The following is a 16,569-nucleotide window of genomic DNA, read 5'->3' on the forward strand; positions in this document are numbered from 1 at the left end:
ATAAATCCCCTCGCCACAATGAACTGTGGTGTGTCCCATGTCGCTGTTCGCCCATCAAACCCCTGCGTCCAACCTCCGGTCGCGCTCCATTCACCCCTCATCCAAAGGACCCCGGATGCTTGAACTTGTCGCCGCTTTCATCTGCCTCACCACCCTCCTGACCTTCGTCAATTTCCGCTTTATCGGCCTGCCGCCGACCATCGGCGTGATGGTTACCGCCCTGCTGTTCTCACTGCTCCTGCAAGGCCTCAGCGTCCTCGGCTTTCCCGGCCTCGAAGACCGCGTGCAGCAACTGATCGGCCAGATCGATTTCGGCGATCTGCTGATGAACTGGATGCTCTCGTTCCTGCTTTTCGCCGGCGCCCTGCACGTCAACCTCAATGATTTGCGTAGCTACCGCTGGCCGATCGGCCTGCTGGCGACCTTCGGCGTGTTGATCGCCACCGTGGTGATCGGCAGCCTGGCCTTCTACATTTTTGCCCTGTTCGGCTGGCACGTGAGTTTCCTCTACTGCCTGTTGTTCGGCGCGCTGATCTCACCGACCGACCCGATTGCGGTACTCGGCGTGTTGCGTACCGCCAACGCTTCGAAGCCACTGAAAACCACCATCGTCGGCGAATCACTGTTCAACGACGGCACGGCGGTGGTGGTCTTCACCGTGCTGCTGGGCATCGCGCAACTGGGCGAAACCCCGACCGTCAGCGCCACGGCCATGCTCTTCGTCCATGAGGCGATTGGTGGTGTGTTGTTCGGCGGACTGATTGGTTATCTGGTCTATCGGATGATCAAAAGCGTCGAGCAGCATCAGATCACCGTGATGCTGACCCTGGCCCTGGTGATCGGTGGCTCGGCGATGTCCACCGAGTTGCACGTCTCGGCGCCGATTGCGATGGTGGTGGCCGGTCTGATCATCGGCAACCTCGGGCGCAATCTGGCGATGAACGACATGACCCGTCGCTATCTGGACGGTTTCTGGGAGCTGCTCGATGACATGCTCAACGCTTTGCTGTTCGCGCTGATCGGCATGGAGTTGTTGCTGCTGCCGTTCAACTGGCTGCACATGGCCGCCGCAGGTCTGCTGGCGGTGGCGATTCTGTTGTCGCGCCTGCTTACCGTGGCGCCGGCGATCCTGCTGCTGCGGCGCTGGCGCTCAGTGCCGGCCGGCACGATCCGCATCCTCACTTGGGGCGGTTTGCGCGGCGGTGTTTCGGTGGCACTGGCGCTGGCCCTACCGCTGGGCCCGGAGCGCGATCTGCTGCTGAGCATCACCTACATCGTCGTGCTGTCGTCGATCCTGCTGCAGGGCCTGACCATCGGCAAACTGGTCAAGCACGCGACGCGCAACGAGCCGGCGAGCGTGGCTGAGCCAGCTCACCATTGATCATTTCTTGATCGACTGCGGATCGGGCTTAACAGCCTGATCCGCAGATTCCTTCGGCGCACCGCTTTCGCTGCGAATCTGCGCATGGCTGATCAGCGCGAAGATAAAGCTGCCGCCGATGATATTTCCTGCCAGCGTCGGCCCGGCGAACACCGCCCAGAAATCACTCCACGGCAACTCGCCGGCAAACACCAGATAGGACACTTCCGCCGATCCGACGACGATATGGGTGAAGTCGCCCAGCGCCATGAAGTAGGTAATGAGGATAATGATCCACATCTTCGCGCTCTCCATGGAGGGGATCATCCAGACCATGGTGGCGATCATCCAGCCGGAGACGATGCCCTTGGCGAACATCTGACTGGCGCTGTGTTCCATGACCTTGCGGCCGATCTCGAGGAAGGCGACGTCGGTCTTGCTGTCGAAAATCGGCAGTTCCAGCATCACGTAGGCGACCAGAATCGTCCCGCAGAGGTTGCCGACCAGTACCACTGTCCACAGACGGATCAGTCGCAGAAAATTCTTCAGCGTCGGCTTGGTCATCACCGGCAGCACGGCGGTCAGGGTGTTTTCGGTGAACAGTTGCTGGCGCGCGAGGATCACCGCGAGGAAACCGGCGCAGTAGCCGAAGCTGGCGATCACCTTGAATTCGTCGCCGTCGGGCAGGCGCGAATTGAGCAGGCCCATGCCCATCAGGGACAGGCCCATGGTCAATCCTGCCGCCAGCGCCGACCACCACAGCGCGGCAATGCTGCGCTCCAGTTCCTGGTCGCCCTGGGTGCGGATGATTTCATGCAGAACGGCCGCGCGCGGCGGCTGGCTCTTCTCGACTTCGTGCTGCTCCTTGGCCGAGAGGTCGGGGGTCTTTTCGCTGGTGGGGGTGGTCATGGCGTGGCAACCGGTGGGGGGGATGTAGCTACGACCGTTGCGCTTCATGGCTGTTCAGTGGGCAGGCGAATCTCCGCTGAATTGGCAACCGCTTTCGCGAGCAGGCTCGCTCCCACAAGGATCACGCTGTACCTGTGGGAGCGAGCCTGCTCGCGAAGAATGCGCCGCCGATCTTATTGAACGGCTTCGTCATCCTTGAACTGGTCTTTCACATATCTGATCTCGGTCCGCCCGTGCGGCGCCGGCAGGCCGTCTTCGCCGAGATTGACGAACACCATTTTCTCGACGGTGAGGATGCTCTTGCGGGTGATCTTGTTGCGCACTTCGCAGGTCAGGGTGATCGAGGTGCGGCCGAATTCGGTGGCGGTGATGCCCAGTTCGATGATGTCGCCCTGGCGCGAGGCGCTGACGAAGTTGATTTCCGAGATGTACTTGGTCACCACGCGCTGGTTGCCCAGTTGCACGATGGCGTAGATCGCCGCTTCTTCATCGATCCAGCGCAGCAGGCTGCCGCCGAACAGGGTGCCGTTGGGGTTGAGGTCTTCGGGTTTAACCCATTTGCGGGTGTGGAAATTCATGTTCACTCCTGAGCGCTTGCCGAAAGATGCGCCCATCTTGGCAGACTGATCAGTCAGGCTCCAGGCAGCTGCGACTATGGTCGCCATTGGCGATCTTCATCTGGCCGACAGAAACCCTTTGGAAGATCAGCCCGGGCGGCTATAATCGCCCCCGTTTCAAAAAACGGTAACGTTCATTGGCTACCGTTTTCCCGCCACCTGTCCGAGGGGCGCTGCAGCAGGTTCGACCTGTCAGGCTCGGATGGGGCGTTGACCGGCTCACGCCGGACACTAAACGCACAACGGCGCCCATTCGCATACATTACGAATGGAGGCTCTTCATGAGCGCTGTCAACACGCCTGCCGATTTTACCGATTACAAAGTTGCCGACATGTCCCTGGCTGCCTGGGGCCGTCGCGAAACCATCATCGCCGAATCGGAAATGCCTGCCCTGATGGGTCTGCGCCGCAAATACGCTGCCGAGCAGCCGCTCAAGGGCGCGAAAATCCTCGGCTGCATCCACATGACCATTCAGACCGCCGTGCTGATCGAAACCCTGGTTGCCCTGGGTGCCGAAGTACGCTGGTCGTCCTGCAACATTTTCTCCACTCAGGATCAGGCCGCTGCCGCTATCGCTGCCGCCGGTATCCCGGTGTTCGCCTGGAAAGGCGAGACTGAAGAAGAGTACGAGTGGTGCCTGGAGCAGACCATCCTCAAGGATGGCCAGCCATGGGACGCCAACATGATCCTCGACGACGGCGGCGACCTGACCGAGCTGCTGCACAAGAAATACCCGCAAGTGCTGGATCGCGTTCACGGCGTGACCGAAGAAACCACCACTGGCGTACACCGTCTGCTGGACATGCTGGCCAAGGGCGAGCTGAAGATCCCGGCGATCAACGTCAACGACTCGGTGACCAAGTCCAAGAACGACAACAAGTACGGCTGCCGTCACAGCCTGAACGATGCGATCAAGCGCGGCACCGACCACCTGCTGTCCGGCAAGCAAGCGCTGGTCATCGGTTACGGTGACGTGGGCAAGGGCTCGGCCCAGTCGCTGCGTCAGGAAGGCATGATCGTTAAAGTCTCCGAAGTTGACCCGATCTGCGCCATGCAAGCGTGCATGGACGGTTTCGAACTGGTGTCGCCGTTCATCGACGGTATCAACGACGGTTCCGAAGCGAGCATCGACAAAGCGCTGCTGGGCAAGATCGACCTGATCGTGACCACCACCGGTAACGTCAATGTTTGCGACGCGAACATGCTCAAAGCGCTGAAGAAGCGCGCCGTGGTCTGCAACATCGGTCACTTCGACAACGAAATCGACACCGCGTTCATGCGCAAGAACTGGGCATGGGAAGAAGTGAAGCCACAGGTGCACAAGGTTCACCGCACCGGTGCCGGCAGCTTCGATCCACAGAACGACGATTACCTGATCCTGCTGGCCGAAGGCCGTCTGGTGAACCTGGGCAACGCCACCGGTCACCCGAGCCGCATCATGGACGGTTCGTTCGCCAACCAGGTACTGGCACAGATCTTCCTGTTCGGCCAGAAGTACGCCGACCTGTCGCCAGCGCAGAAAGCCGAGCGTCTGACCGTTGAAGTGCTGCCGAAGAAACTCGACGAAGAAGTGGCCCTGGAAATGGTTCGCGGCTTCGGCGGCGTGGTCACCCAACTGACCAAGCAACAGGCTGACTACATCGGCGTCACCGTCGAAGGCCCGTTCAAGCCGCACGCCTACCGCTACTAACAGGCGCTGAAAGCTCGCTCTCCCTGTGGGAGCGAGCTTGCTCGCGAAGGCGGCTTATCATTCAACATCCGTGTTGTCTGACCCAGCTCTTTCGCGAGCAGGCTCGCTCCCACACCGGATTGCAGCGTCTCGAAGGTACTTGTTTCCAAGGGTATGACCATGTCCCAAGACCGTCGCTACAGCTTCGAGTTTTTCCCGACCAAGACCGATGCCGGGCAAGAAAAGCTGCTTGCCACTGCCCGTCAGTTGGCCACCTACAATCCTGATTTCTTTTCCTGCACCTACGGCGCTGGCGGTTCGACCCGTGATCGCACGCTCAACACCGTGTTGCAGCTGGAAAGCGAAGTCAAAGTACCCGCCGCACCGCACCTGTCGTGCGTCGGTGACAGCAAGGACGACCTGCGCGGCCTGCTGAACGAATACAAGGCTGCCGGCATCAAGCGCATCGTTGCCCTGCGTGGCGACCTGCCGTCCGGCATGGGCATGACCAGCGGTGAGCTGCGTCACGCCAATGAACTGGTGGAATTCATTCGTGAAGAAACCGCCGATCATTTCCACATCGAAGTCGCGGCTTACCCGGAGATGCATCCGCAAGCACGCAACTACGAAGACGATCTCGCCAACTTCGTGCGCAAGGCAAAGGCCGGTGCCGACAGCGCGATCACCCAGTACTTCTTCAACGCCGACAGCTACTTCTACTTCGTCGACCGTTTGCAGGCGCTGGGCGTGGATCTGCCGATCGTGCCGGGGATCATGCCGATCACCAACTACAGCAAACTCGCGCGCTTCTCCGATGCCTGCGGTGCGGAAATCCCGCGCTGGATCCGCAAGCAGCTGGAAGCCTACGGCGATGACACGCGAAGCATTCAAAGCTTTGGCGAACAAGTCGTCAGCGAAATGTGCGAACGCCTGCTGCAGGGCGGCGCACCGGGGCTGCACTTCTACTCGATGAACCAGGCCGAACCTAGCCTGGCCATCTGGAACAACCTCAAGCTGCCGCGCTGAAGGTTTTCCATGCGATAAAAAAGGCCCTCACCGGGCCTTTTCACTGAAAAGCACAAATGGAATATTGTCGTCGATGATCTGCGCGCAAACAAAAACACGCCCTCAACTGGTCTATCTGGTTTTCGGTGCCGAGACTTACCATCAGGAAGCTGTTTTCAGCATCGCCAGTGCTCTGGCGTGGTTGCGCGAGACACCGGATGCCCCGATCGATATCCAGGTCTTCAGCGACAATCCGCAACCCTATGCACATCTCCCCGTACGCGTTCGCCCGCTGGACGCCGAAACGCGCCAGAAATGGAGCGAGCCCCACGGTTATCATTTCCGCATCAAACATGTCGCTTTGCGCTCGGTACTTGAAGAGCATGAAACGGCGCTGTTGATCGACACCGACACGTTCTTCCACTGCTCGCCGCTCAAACTGTTCGAGCGGGTACAGCCCGGCACCCTGCTGTGCAATGACTACTACGCCCGCTATGGCGACAACAAGATGAGCCTGCTCTACCGCACGCTGTCGGCCACACTGCTGGACAAAGGTCTGACTGACGATCACATGCGCCTGCTCAACTCCGGCGTCATCGGCTTGCACCGCCAGGACGCTCACGTGCTCGACCGCTCCATCGCTTTGATCGATGAGCTGTTCCCGTCGGCACAGGGCGCCTACACCCTCGAAGAGTTCTGCCTGTCAGTGGCCGCCTACCGCACGCTGGACGTCAACAAGTGCCCGGATCTGATTCACCATTACTGGAGCCGCAAGCACCTGTTCAGGGCCAAGGTTCAGGCCTGGGTCGCCAAACATGGCGACAACCCGACCGGCGAGGCTGCACTGGACGACACCCGACGTGTATCACCGCAACTGCCTCGACCACCGCGACTGCAGCGGATGTTCTACAAGCTCGTCACGTTGCTGCTGCCGGCACATCTGCGTCAGTTCATTCGCGAAATCCTTTACGGCTGCTATGAACATCCCAACGAGTTCGATCAGGCGTGTGCAGCGGTCTGGTGGGACAAGGCACTGGAAAACCAGCAGCAACGCATCGGCAAGCCGGTTTGCAGGCACTTGCTCAGGGACTGGTTCAGTCGCGGCCTGGTCAAGCGGATCCTTGGTTCGCGTCACGCGAAGGTCCACCAACACCTGCTGAAAACCGCAAGCAAATAAGGCCATCGCGGCCATTGCGCCCGGGGTCTGCGCGAAACATGCATGCCAGAGCTTCTCATCAGGCGTTTCGCGTACTAACCTCAGGCCATGCCCCTTATTGCCCAACTGCTGAGCGTTATTCTTCTGACTTGCCTGAGCGTCGCCGCTCGGGGGGAGAAGTTGCGTATTGTCACCGAGCCGTGGGCGCCTTACGTCTACGAACAGGGTGGTAAAAACCTCGGTCTTGACTACGAAACCACCGCCATCGTGTTCCAGCGCCTGGGCATTGAAGTGGAATGGCAGTTCCTGCCGTGGAAGCGCTGCCTGTCGATGCTCGAGACGGGTCAAGCCGACGGTGCGCTGGACATCTTTCACAGCGCCGAACGCGACGCCACTCTGCTCTACCCCAGCGAACCGCTGTCCGACGTCGAATTCGTGATGTTCTACGCCAACGAGCGGCCGCATCCATTCAACACCCTCGAACAACTCAAAGGCCTGACCATCGGCACCTCGCCGGGTTATCTGTACAGCCCTGACTTCAGCCAGTCGGACCTGTTTACCCGTGAGCCGGCGCCAACTCATGAAGCCAATTTCGGCAAACTGGTGCGCGGGCGGATCGACCTGCTGATTACCGATCGCCGCGTCGGTCAGCATTTGCTCGATGAGCTGAATATTCGCGATCTGATCACGGAAAACCCGACGGTTATCAGCCGTCAGAGCCAGTTTCTTGCGGTTCGGCGCAATGCCGGTATGGACTTGCTGGTGCAGCGTTTCGGCGCCGAGCTCAAGCGTTTCAAGCGCGAACCGGCCTACGCCGAGCTCAGCGCGCGCTATGGTGCCGCACCTGTTGAGGGCGCACCAATGCGCTCGGCCACGGCCGGCGGCAAAACCGTTGAGCAGCAGGAAAGCAGCGCGCAGTGATTGCTCTGTTATACTCCGGCGTTCCCGCCAGGCTCACGCCCGGACGCCCGGAACCGTAACAGGCCTCTCGACCCGCTACAGCGCAGCTTCCAGCCCGCGCGAGCGCTCCTGACGTGCCTTCGGAACCGCCGCTGGACCGGACGGGATTGCGTCCTCTTAAACGTGATTCGCGCCAGGCAAGACTCCCATTGGGCCAAGCCCTAACTAAAACAGGATTACTCATGTCCTTTGCTTCCCTCGGTCTCTCCGAGGCTTTAGTCCGTGCCATCGAAGATGCGGGCTATACCGAGCCTACTCCGGTGCAACAGCGGGCCATTCCCGCCGTGTTGCAAGGTCGCGACCTGATGGTGGCGGCTCAGACAGGTACCGGTAAAACCGGCGGCTTCGCCCTCCCGATTCTGGAGCGGTTGTTCCCCAACGGTCACCCGGACAAATCCCAGCGTCACGGCCCGCGCCAACCGCGCGTGCTGGTCCTGACCCCGACCCGCGAACTCGCGGCCCAGGTGCACGAGAGCTTCAAGATCTACGCCCGTGACCTGAAATTCGTCAGCGCCTGCATCTTCGGCGGCGTCGGCATGAACCCGCAGGTCCAGGCCATGTCCCGTGGCGTCGACGTTCTCGTCGCCTGCCCGGGTCGCTTGCTCGACCTCGCCGGCCAGGGCAGCGTCGATCTGTCCCACGTGGAAATTCTCGTTCTCGACGAAGCCGACCGCATGCTCGACATGGGTTTTGTCCACGACGTGAAGAAAGTCCTCGCGCGTCTGCCGGCCAAGCGTCAGAACCTGCTGTTCTCGGCGACCTTCTCCAAAGACATCACCGACCTCGCCGGCAAGCTGCTGCACAACCCGGAACGCATCGAAGTGACGCCGCCAAACACCACGGTCGAGCGCATCGAACAACGCGTGTTCCGCCTGCCGGCCAGCCACAAGCGTGCGCTGCTGGCGCACCTGATCACCGCCGGCGCGTGGGAACAGGTACTGGTTTTTACCCGCACCAAGCACGGCGCCAACCGTCTCGCTGAATACCTGGACAAACACGGCCTGCCGGCTGTGGCGATCCACGGTAACAAGAGCCAGAACGCGCGCACCAAAGCCCTGGCCGACTTCAAGGCCGGCGAAGTACGCATTCTGGTTGCCACCGACATCGCTGCCCGTGGCCTGGACATCGATCAGTTGCCGCATGTGGTCAACTTCGAGCTGCCGAACGTCGATGAAGACTACGTACACCGTATCGGCCGTACCGGCCGCGCCGGTCGTTCGGGCGAGGCGATCTCGCTGGTCGCGCCGGACGAAGAAAAACTGCTGAAAAGCATCGAGCGCATGACCAAGCAGAAGATTGCCGACGGCGATCTGATGGGCTTCGACTCCAGCACCATCGAAGCCGAGAAGCCGGAAGCCCGCGAGCGTCCGGACATCCGCAACCCGCGCAATTCCCGTGGCCCGCGTGGCGACGGTCCGAATGGCGGCGGTGGTGGTGGTCGCAAGGACAAAGGCAAAGACAAGGGCAAGGAAAAACCGGCCGGTGAACGTGGCGAGCGCCCTGCCCGTCAGCAGAAACCGCGCGAAGGCACCCCGAGCCGCGAACAGCGCCCGAGCCAGCCACCGCGTGCAGCAGCTGACCGTGCCCCGGACGAGTTCCTCGACGACGATATCGATAACTTCGGTAACCGCGTCGACTACGTGCCGAAAGCCGCTCCTGCCGGCGGCCGTGGCCGTCGTCCGGGTGCACCGGCGCAAGGCGCTGGCGCACCACGCGGTGGCCAGCCTCAGGGTCGCCAGAACGGTCCGCGCAACAGCAACGGCTCGAGCACCGGGACGCCACCAGCCAAACGCAGCGGCCCGCGCAATGGCGCACCGCGTGACGGTCAGGGTCGTCGCGACGAATCCGCGCCGCGCAATCGCCGCCCGGCCCGTGACGATCAGCCTCGCAGCGAACCGGCCGTGCAGAATCCGCGCAGCAACGGTCCGAAGATCATGCACAAGGAATCGAAAGCCGACCGCTTCCCGACGCCTGAGCAACTCGATCAACTGCCAAGCCGCCCGCGTGGCGAGAAACCAGCACTGCTGACCCGCAATCGCTGAGTTTCATACCGTCATGAAAAATGCCCCGACTCGAAAGAGCCGGGGCATTTTTTTACCTCGATTATCTCTGCCACACCGCAATACCCCTTTGGGAGCGAGCCTGCTCGCGAAGGCGGCGGGTCAGCGGCATCTATGCCGATTGACACACCGCTTTCACGAGCAGGCTCGCTCCCACAAGGAATAGCGTGTTGTGGCAAAAAAAACGCCCCCGGCCTTTCGACCGTGGGCGTTTTCATGTGGCGGCGAAGTTATTTCGCTTTCACACCTTCGAACGAAACATACAGCTCGACCGCGTCGGACTTCGGACCGAGGTCTTTCTGCTTGCCGAAATCGGAGCGCTTGATGGTGGTGGTGCCTTCGAAGCCGGCACGGTAGCCGCCCCATGGATCCTTGCCTTCGCCCAGGAAGGTGGCCTTGACGACAACTGGCTTGGTTACGCCCAGCAGGGTCAGGTCGCCGGTCACGTCAGCGGTGTTGGCACCGGTGGACTTGACGCTGGTGGATACGAAAGTAGCCTTGCCGAACTTGCTGGCGTTGAGGAAGTCAGCGCTGGCGATGTGCTTGTCGCGCTCGGCGTGGTTGGTGAACACGCTGGCAGTGTTGACGTTGAACTCGATCTTGCTGTCTTCAGGCTTGGCAGCGTCGAAGCTGAACTTGCCGTCGATGTCCTTGAAGGTACCGGTGATGTAGCTGTAGCCCAGGTGGCTGATCTTGAAGTCGACGAAGGCGTGCTGGCCTTCCTTGTCTACTACATAGTCAGCAGCCATTACGTTGGCGGACAGCACGGCCGAACCGATTGCCAGAGCGGCCAGAGTCTTTTTCAACATGCTTTCTTTTCCTTTGAGTCGAGGTTGAATTTCAGGCTTTGCGACCGAGCATTCGAGTGAGGGTCGCATCACGATCGATAAAGTGGTGCTTCAATGCTGCCAACGCATGGAGACCGGAAAAAATTACCAGTGCCCACGCCAGCCACAGATGAATCACCCCAGCGGTATCTGCCTGATCCGGTAGTCCGGAGAGCAGAGCAGGGACTTCAAACAGGCCAAACACCGGGATCCCGACACCGTCTGCGGTGGAAATCAGGTAACCGGCAATCATCACAGCGAACAGCGCCAGATACAGAAACCCGTGGCCGAATTTAGCGCCGATACGGGTCATGCGGCTGTAGCTTTGCAGCGTTGGCGGCGGTGGGCTGATGAAGCGCCACAGCACCCGCAACACCATCACACCAAGCAGCACCAGACCGATGCTCTTGTGCAGATCCGGCGCGTCTTTGCGCCAAGTGCTGTAGTAATCCAGCCCAACCATCCACAGGCCCAGCGCAAACAGCCCGAAGACCGCCAGCGCCACGCCCCAGTGCATGAAGATGCTGACCCAACCATAGCGCGAAGAAGAGTTACGTAGCTGCATTGCCCAAATCCTGTGAGAACTGCGAACCAAGACTAGCGAGTTATCTATCGAATTAAAGCGGAAAATTTTGCTTTGAAATATCGATAAATACGATCAAGAGTCTGCGAGCGAGGTGTTAAGGAAGGATTAAAGGCGATTCCTGCGTGGAGCGCTTGTACAGATGACGGGGGCTGCATTGACCATCGTCATCTATGCACACGCAGACGGCGAAACTCGACCCTGATAACTATGTACCGCTGATGCGCAATTCAAACCTGCTCGAATGATGCTTCTTTTCATTATTCAAACAGGCACGAAAACATGGCTCTGCGATATACGCCCTTTCAAGCAAGTGGTTCTTCTGTACTGCCGCCCAATCAAACGATGTCTGCGGGCCAATTCCTGCAATCCGAGAACGGTCGATTTCGTCTGATGCTGCAAAGCGACGGGAACCTCGTGCTCAAGGACGGTGAGGCGATCATCTGGATCGCCGACGCCAATCAACCTTACAGCGCAACTTTGCACCCGAAGAAGATGCGCGAGCCGCTGCAGTTTGTGATCAGCAACAGCGGCTTTCTTTATGACCCCTCCAGGCGACGATTATGGATCGCGGAAAGCACGCACAGCACCGACAAGTCGCTTTGGTACAACACATACATGACTGTGCAGGACGATGGAAACCTGGTGATTTACGACCAGCGCACGGGCAGTCTGCGCTGGGCGCGTTTCGGTTTCATTCCCGGGCGCCTGCGCAAACCCAAGCAAAAGTGGCTGAGGAAACTGCCGAACGGGACAGAATTCTTCAAGTGGGAGTTTTGACTGACCAGCCATTCATGGCCGATCAGTTATGGAGTACTGCCGGCGGTTGCAGGCATTCGGCACTGTAGGGGTCTATTTGGCACTTGTGCGCCAGTTCAGAACCATAGCCGCCGGGGAAAAATTGCCCGCTGCTACATCCGGAAAGTGCAATCAAAACCAGTATCGCGATAAGCGTTTTCATAGCATGCCTCCAATTTTTTCCAGCATAAAATTGGCGCGCTGGCAGCGGCTATCACCTCATTCCGAGCATCTTGTGGGAAGGCTCCGGTACGCCGGTAAGTCCCGTAACCGGATGACGAAGGACTGAAATGCGGGGCAAAAAAAAACGCGACCCGAGGGTCGCGTTTTCATGTGAACAAAGCCTTACTGCGCCTTGGTCTCGGTCGTTGCAGCAGGCTTGGCCGCTGGCTTCTTCGCCGGTTCAGCCTTCTTCGCCGCCGGTTTGGCCGCCGGCTTTTTCGTTTCGGTTTTTGCCGCCGGTTTCTTCGCCGCTGGCTTGGCCGCTGGCTTGGCCGCTGCTTTTTTCGCCGGCTCGGCTTTCACCGGGGCCGCTGGTTTCGGTGCTTCCACCGGCGCTGGCGCAGGTGCCGGGGTCGGTGCAGGCGCTGGAGCGGCCGGAGCAGGTGCTGGCTCTGGCGCTTTCACAGGCTCTGGCTTCTTCTCGTCATCCGAACCGCCGAACAGGTTGCTGAAGAAGTTGCCCTTCTTCGCCGCTACCGCACCCGCCGCGCCTGCCGCAGCTGCAGCCGGAACCACTTTGGCCGGTTCGAACGACTTGCCTGCCGCCAGATCTTCAACCTGGCTAGCCGCGCGCTGGCCGGTGCGCAGTGCGCCTTCCAAGGTGCCCGGGTACAAGGTGTCGGTGTGTTCGCCGGCGAACGCTACGCGTTGCAGCGGACGTTCCCACAGGCGCCAGAACTTGCTGATCTGCCCCGGGCCGTAAGCCAGGTAGGCGCCGCCCATCGACGGATCGGTGCTGTAGCGACGGATTTCATAACCGGTGAACGAGCCACGGGCCTGTGGGTAAAACGCGTGCAGACGGATCAGCACCTGATCGACCATCTGCTTGTCGCCGAACGCCTGCATCACACGGGCGTTATCGCCGGACAGGTTGATCACCACGTTGGCGCCGCCCTTCAGTGCCGGTTCGATCCAGAGCATGCCCAGACCGGTATTGCTGTAGATCTCGCCGGACATGCGCGATTTGCTTTCCCACACTGGCGTCTTGAACTTCAGCATGATCTGGTCGCGCCAGCCGTAGTTGGTGCCTTTGATCGCCGCCAGATGCTGGGCATCCAGCGCAGGGGTCAGGGCGATCTTGTTCAGCGCACGCAGCGGTACCGCCAGCACAACGTAGTCGGCCTGATAGCCGACGCTGCCGACTTTGACGGTCACACCGTCCTTGTCCTGGATGATGGCCGAGACCGGCGAGCTGGTCTTGATGGTCTTGATCTGTTTGACGAAGGCCTGGGCCAGGACCTGGCTGCCGCCGACCAGACGCGAGGCGCGCAGGTCGCGGTCGGAAACGCCGCGATAAACGCGGTTCTGCTGAGCGAAATACAGCAGCGACAGACGCGAAGGTTCGTCGTAGTGGGTGCGAATGTCCTGGTTGATCAACTGACGCGCGGTGGCCGGCAGGTTCTGCTTGTCGAGCCAACTCGATACGGTGATCTGGTCCAGTGCATGCAGGGTGGCGGTCGCCGCCGGGTTCTGCGGGTCGTCGATCGAGCGCGCCAGATCGTCGAGGGTTTTCTGGTAGCGCTTGAGCGCATCGGCGGTGGCTGGCTGCTTGGTGGCCAGATCAGCGGCGGAGAAATAATCGCCGTCGATCAGATAACCCGGGGTACGCACGAATTCCGGCGCCGGCGTGGTGCCGAGCTTGAAGGTCGACACGTACTTGTTCAGCACCGGCTGAGTCTTGTCGTTGCCGATCCACTCGCTGGTGGCCATGCCCGAGCGGCCGCCCAGGCTCGGTTTGGCTTCCAGCAGGGTGACCTGCCAGCCTTTGTTCTGCAGTTCGTAAGCAGCGGTCAGACCCGAGAGGCCGCCGCCGATCACGATTGCGGTTTTATCCTTGGCCAGCGCCGTAACGCTGAACAGCCCCAACATCACCAGCGCACAGGCGCGCAGCCAACCGACAGACATTCAGCGAACTCCGGAAAAACATGTGGGAAAAAGCAGTTTTGCGAGTCAGACGACTCAAAGAACCGCGAAGAATACGTTAGCCATCAAAACGCCGCCAGCGACGTCTATCGGCTCAGACAAAGTAGTTCAATCGACACAATGGGTTGTTCCCGCGCGATGCATTGCATAGGCTTGCGCGATTGTTCGCCCGCGCCTGACGCGAGCCGCCTCGAGGAGACTGTAAATGGGCCTGAATAACCAGTGGATGCAACGCGATCTCGCGGTGTTGTGGCATCCCTGCACCCAGATGAAAGACCACGAACAGCTGCCGCTGATCCCGATCAAGCGCGGCGAAGGCGTCTGGCTCGAAGACTTCGAAGGCAAGCGCTACCTCGACGCAGTCAGTTCCTGGTGGGTCAACGTGTTCGGCCACGCCAACCCGCGCATCAACCAGCGCATCAAGGATCAGGTCGATCAACTCGAACATGTGATTCTTGCCGGTTTCAGCCATCAGCCGGTGATCGAGCTGTCCGAGCGCTTGGTGAAGATGACCCCGCAAGGCCTGAACCGGGTGTTCTACGCCGATAACGGCTCGTCCTGCATCGAAGTCGCGCTGAAGATGAGCTTTCACTACTGGCTCAATCGCGGCCAGCCGAACAAAAAGCGCTTCGTCACCCTGACCAACAGCTATCACGGCGAGACCATGGCGGCGATGGCGGTCGGCGATGTGCCGCTGTTCACCGAGACCTACAAAGCGCTGCTGATGGACACCATCAAAGTGCCGAGCCCGGATTGCTACGGCCGGCCCGACGGCATGAGCTGGGAAGAACACTCACGCAATATGTTCGCGGCCATGGAACAGACGCTGGCAGAGAATCATGACAGCGTCGCGGCAGTGATCGTCGAGCCGTTGATTCAGGGCGCGGGCGGCATGCGCATGTATCACCCGGTCTACCTCAAGCTGTTGCGCGAGGCCTGCGACCGTTACGGCGTGCACCTGATCCACGACGAAATCGCCGTCGGCTTCGGCCGCACCGGAACGATGTTCGCCTGCGAACAGGCCGGCATCCGCCCGGACTTCCTCTGCCTGTCGAAAGCCCTCACCGGCGGCTACCTGCCGCTGGCCGCGTGCCTGACCACCGACGAGGTCTACAGCGCCTTCTACGACGACTACCCGACCCTGCGCGCCTTCCTCCACTCGCACAGCTACACCGGCAACCCGCTGGCCTGCGCGGCGGCATTGGCGACCCTGGATATCTTCGAGCAGGACAACGTCATCGAGAACAACAAAGCCTTGGCTCAGCGCATGGCCTCGGCGACTGCGCATCTGGTGGATCACCCGAACGTCTCCGAAGTGCGCCAGACCGGCATGGTCCTGGCCATCGAGATGGTCGAGGATAAAGCCACGAAAGAGGCCTACCCTTGGCAGGAGCGTCGTGGCTTGAAGGTTTTCCAGCATGCACTGGAACGTGGTGCGTTGTTGCGGCCGCTGGGCAGCGTGGTGTATTTCCTGCCGCCGTATGTGATCACCCCGGAGCAGATCGACTTTCTGGCCGAAGTGGCCAGTGAAGGTATTGATATTGCTACGCGTGACAGCGTCAGTGTTGCGGTGCCGAAAGACTTCCATCCCGGCTTCCGCGATCCGGGCTGATCTATTTCACTTAAGCTTCAGCGGTGAACGGACTACCGTCATCGCTGGCAAGCCAGCTCCCACAGGTCCTGCGCAAGTCCTTGTGGGAGCTGGCTTGCCAGCGATAGGGCCGCCAGACTTTTACACTTTTTACAGAGACCCCGCATGAGACTGTCCCGCTTCTTTATCGACGCCCCGCTGAGCACTGGCGAACACGAACTGCCGGAGGCCCAGGCGCATTACATCAGCCGCGTCCTGCGCATGGCCGAAGGCGATGCGGTGCAGTTGTTCGACGGTTCCGGCCATGAGTTTCGCGGATCGCTCGTCGAAGTCGGCAAGAAGCGCGTGGTCGTGCAGATCGACGAGCAGTTCGCCGGGCAAATCGAATCGCCGCTGCAGATCCACCTCGGCCAGGGCCTGTCCCGGGGCGAGCGCATGGACTGGGCGATTCAGAAAGCCACTGAACTCGGCGTGACGCAAATCACCCCGATCTTCAGCGAACGCTGCGAAGTGCGGCTCAAGGACGAACGCGCCGACAAGCGCTTGCTGCATTGGCGCCAAGTGGCAATCAGTGCCTGCGAACAGTGCGGGCGTTCACGGGTGCCAGTGATTCATCCACCAGTGTTGCTGGCGGACTGGCTCAAGCAGACCGAAGCCGAATTGAAACTGGTGCTGCATCCGGTCGCAGAACCGCTGGTCAGCCATGCCAAACCGGCGACGCTGGCGTTTCTGATCGGACCGGAAGGTGGGTTGACGGATGGCGAAGTCGAGCAGGCCAAAGGCAACGGTTTCCACGCTGCCCGCCTCGGCCCGCGCGTGTTGCGCACCGAGACCGCGCCGGTGGTGGCGTTGGCGGTGGCCCAGCAACTGTGGGGTGACTTCTAAGGC

General features: G+C 60.4%; 14 protein-coding genes and 1 riboswitch. Of the genes, 9 read left to right on the plus strand and 5 right to left on the minus strand.

From position 1 onward, the window contains the following. The first annotated feature begins 115 nt into the window (after nucleotides 1-115). Nucleotides 116-1,381, plus strand: a complete 1,266-nt coding sequence (locus AC0Z5Z_RS00825; RefSeq protein ID WP_024014630.1) for a cation:proton antiporter — start codon at nucleotides 116-118, stop codon at nucleotides 1,379-1,381. Here the strand turns inward: AC0Z5Z_RS00825 and AC0Z5Z_RS00830 are convergent, their stop codons facing one another. Beyond that, a complete protein-coding gene (locus AC0Z5Z_RS00830; RefSeq protein WP_041476959.1) occupies nucleotides 1,382-2,269 on the minus strand; it encodes a formate/nitrite transporter family protein in 888 nt (295 codons plus the stop codon). It abuts the gene before it with no gap. A 173-nt stretch (nucleotides 2,270-2,442) separates the two neighbouring features. Continuing rightward, complete coding sequence (locus tag AC0Z5Z_RS00835; RefSeq protein WP_042561508.1) at nucleotides 2,443-2,847, minus strand: acyl-CoA thioesterase; 405 nt, start codon at nucleotides 2,845-2,847, stop codon at nucleotides 2,443-2,445. Nucleotides 2,848-3,045: 198 nt separating this feature from the next. Next, nucleotides 3,046-3,144: riboswitch (S-adenosyl-L-homocysteine riboswitch) on the plus strand. 23 nt (nucleotides 3,145-3,167) lie between these two features. Between AC0Z5Z_RS00835 and ahcY the strand changes: the two genes are divergently transcribed. The 5 genes from ahcY (at nucleotide 3,168) to rhlE2 (ending at nucleotide 9,719) form a co-directional block, all read left to right on the plus strand. Continuing rightward, the gene (gene ahcY, locus AC0Z5Z_RS00840; RefSeq protein WP_016772771.1) at nucleotides 3,168-4,577 is read left to right on the plus strand and encodes an adenosylhomocysteinase; all 1,410 of its coding nucleotides are present in this window, start codon (nucleotides 3,168-3,170) and stop codon (nucleotides 4,575-4,577) included. Between the two features lie 159 nt (nucleotides 4,578-4,736). Then, a complete protein-coding gene (metF, locus tag AC0Z5Z_RS00845) occupies nucleotides 4,737-5,582 on the plus strand; it encodes a methylenetetrahydrofolate reductase [NAD(P)H] (RefSeq protein WP_056786871.1) in 846 nt (281 codons plus the stop codon). 73 nt (nucleotides 5,583-5,655) lie between these two features. After that, nucleotides 5,656-6,738, plus strand: coding sequence for a hypothetical protein (locus AC0Z5Z_RS00850; RefSeq protein WP_056786451.1), 1,083 nt, complete (start codon nucleotides 5,656-5,658; stop codon nucleotides 6,736-6,738). A gap of 87 nt (nucleotides 6,739-6,825) precedes the next feature. Further along, on the plus strand, nucleotides 6,826-7,638 hold the full coding sequence (locus AC0Z5Z_RS00855) for a substrate-binding periplasmic protein (protein ID WP_095181348.1): 813 nt from the start codon (nucleotides 6,826-6,828) through the stop codon (nucleotides 7,636-7,638). A 221-nt stretch (nucleotides 7,639-7,859) separates the two neighbouring features. Then, on the plus strand, nucleotides 7,860-9,719 hold the full coding sequence (gene rhlE2, locus AC0Z5Z_RS00860) for an RNA helicase RhlE2 (protein ID WP_024014634.1): 1,860 nt from the start codon (nucleotides 7,860-7,862) through the stop codon (nucleotides 9,717-9,719). A gap of 248 nt (nucleotides 9,720-9,967) precedes the next feature. Here rhlE2 and AC0Z5Z_RS00865 read toward each other — a convergent pair whose 3' ends face one another. Both AC0Z5Z_RS00865 and AC0Z5Z_RS00870 read right to left on the minus strand, forming a co-directional pair. Further along, nucleotides 9,968-10,546: a YceI family protein gene (locus AC0Z5Z_RS00865; protein WP_039757580.1), complete on the minus strand. Its 579-nt coding sequence runs from the start codon at nucleotides 10,544-10,546 to the stop codon at nucleotides 9,968-9,970. A gap of 31 nt (nucleotides 10,547-10,577) precedes the next feature. Beyond that, a complete protein-coding gene (locus AC0Z5Z_RS00870) occupies nucleotides 10,578-11,129 on the minus strand; it encodes a cytochrome b (protein ID WP_041476792.1) in 552 nt (183 codons plus the stop codon). 300 nt (nucleotides 11,130-11,429) lie between these two features. Between AC0Z5Z_RS00870 and llpB the strand changes: the two genes are divergently transcribed. Next, entirely contained in the window at nucleotides 11,430-11,927 is a 498-nt protein-coding gene (gene llpB / locus AC0Z5Z_RS00875) for a lectin-like bacteriocin LlpB (protein ID WP_252877040.1), read from the plus strand. 363 nt (nucleotides 11,928-12,290) lie between these two features. Here llpB and AC0Z5Z_RS00880 read toward each other — a convergent pair whose 3' ends face one another. Next, on the minus strand, nucleotides 12,291-14,072 hold the full coding sequence (locus tag AC0Z5Z_RS00880) for a flavin monoamine oxidase family protein (RefSeq protein ID WP_485610586.1): 1,782 nt from the start codon (nucleotides 14,070-14,072) through the stop codon (nucleotides 12,291-12,293). Nucleotides 14,073-14,295: 223 nt separating this feature from the next. Between AC0Z5Z_RS00880 and AC0Z5Z_RS00885 the strand changes: the two genes are divergently transcribed. Together AC0Z5Z_RS00885 and AC0Z5Z_RS00890 are read left to right on the plus strand one after the other, a co-directional pair. Beyond that, on the plus strand, nucleotides 14,296-15,702 hold the full coding sequence (locus tag AC0Z5Z_RS00885) for an adenosylmethionine--8-amino-7-oxononanoate transaminase (RefSeq protein WP_485610587.1): 1,407 nt from the start codon (nucleotides 14,296-14,298) through the stop codon (nucleotides 15,700-15,702). Nucleotides 15,703-15,846: 144 nt separating this feature from the next. Then, nucleotides 15,847-16,566, plus strand: a complete 720-nt coding sequence (locus AC0Z5Z_RS00890; protein ID WP_056786439.1) for a 16S rRNA (uracil(1498)-N(3))-methyltransferase — start codon at nucleotides 15,847-15,849, stop codon at nucleotides 16,564-16,566. The last annotated feature ends 3 nt before the right edge of the window (nucleotides 16,567-16,569 follow it).

The organism is Pseudomonas sp. 1L-E-NC-VB-C3 (assembly GCF_057291535.1).

Bases quoted from the DNA above. Each gene is read 5' to 3' on its own strand.
- metF (WP_056786871.1), top strand. From the start codon at position 4,737: ATGTCCCAAGACCGTCGCTACAGCTTCGAGTTTTTCCCGACCAAGACC.
- AC0Z5Z_RS00885 (WP_485610587.1), top strand. From the start codon at position 14,296: ATGGGCCTGAATAACCAGTGGATGCAACGCGATCTCGCGGTGTTGTGG.
- rhlE2 (WP_024014634.1), top strand. From the start codon at position 7,860: ATGTCCTTTGCTTCCCTCGGTCTCTCCGAGGCTTTAGTCCGTGCCATC.
- llpB (WP_252877040.1), top strand. From the start codon at position 11,430: ATGGCTCTGCGATATACGCCCTTTCAAGCAAGTGGTTCTTCTGTACTG.
- AC0Z5Z_RS00835 (WP_042561508.1), bottom strand. From the start codon at position 2,847: ATGAATTTCCACACCCGCAAATGGGTTAAACCCGAAGACCTCAACCCC.
- AC0Z5Z_RS00850 (WP_056786451.1), top strand. From the start codon at position 5,656: ATGATCTGCGCGCAAACAAAAACACGCCCTCAACTGGTCTATCTGGTT.
- ahcY (WP_016772771.1), top strand. From the start codon at position 3,168: ATGAGCGCTGTCAACACGCCTGCCGATTTTACCGATTACAAAGTTGCC.
- AC0Z5Z_RS00855 (WP_095181348.1), top strand. From the start codon at position 6,826: ATGCCCCTTATTGCCCAACTGCTGAGCGTTATTCTTCTGACTTGCCTG.
- AC0Z5Z_RS00825 (WP_024014630.1), top strand. From the start codon at position 116: ATGCTTGAACTTGTCGCCGCTTTCATCTGCCTCACCACCCTCCTGACC.
- AC0Z5Z_RS00870 (WP_041476792.1), bottom strand. From the start codon at position 11,129: ATGCAGCTACGTAACTCTTCTTCGCGCTATGGTTGGGTCAGCATCTTC.
- AC0Z5Z_RS00890 (WP_056786439.1), top strand. From the start codon at position 15,847: ATGAGACTGTCCCGCTTCTTTATCGACGCCCCGCTGAGCACTGGCGAA.
- AC0Z5Z_RS00865 (WP_039757580.1), bottom strand. From the start codon at position 10,546: ATGTTGAAAAAGACTCTGGCCGCTCTGGCAATCGGTTCGGCCGTGCTG.
- AC0Z5Z_RS00880 (WP_485610586.1), bottom strand. From the start codon at position 14,072: ATGTCTGTCGGTTGGCTGCGCGCCTGTGCGCTGGTGATGTTGGGGCTG.
- AC0Z5Z_RS00830 (WP_041476959.1), bottom strand. From the start codon at position 2,269: ATGACCACCCCCACCAGCGAAAAGACCCCCGACCTCTCGGCCAAGGAG.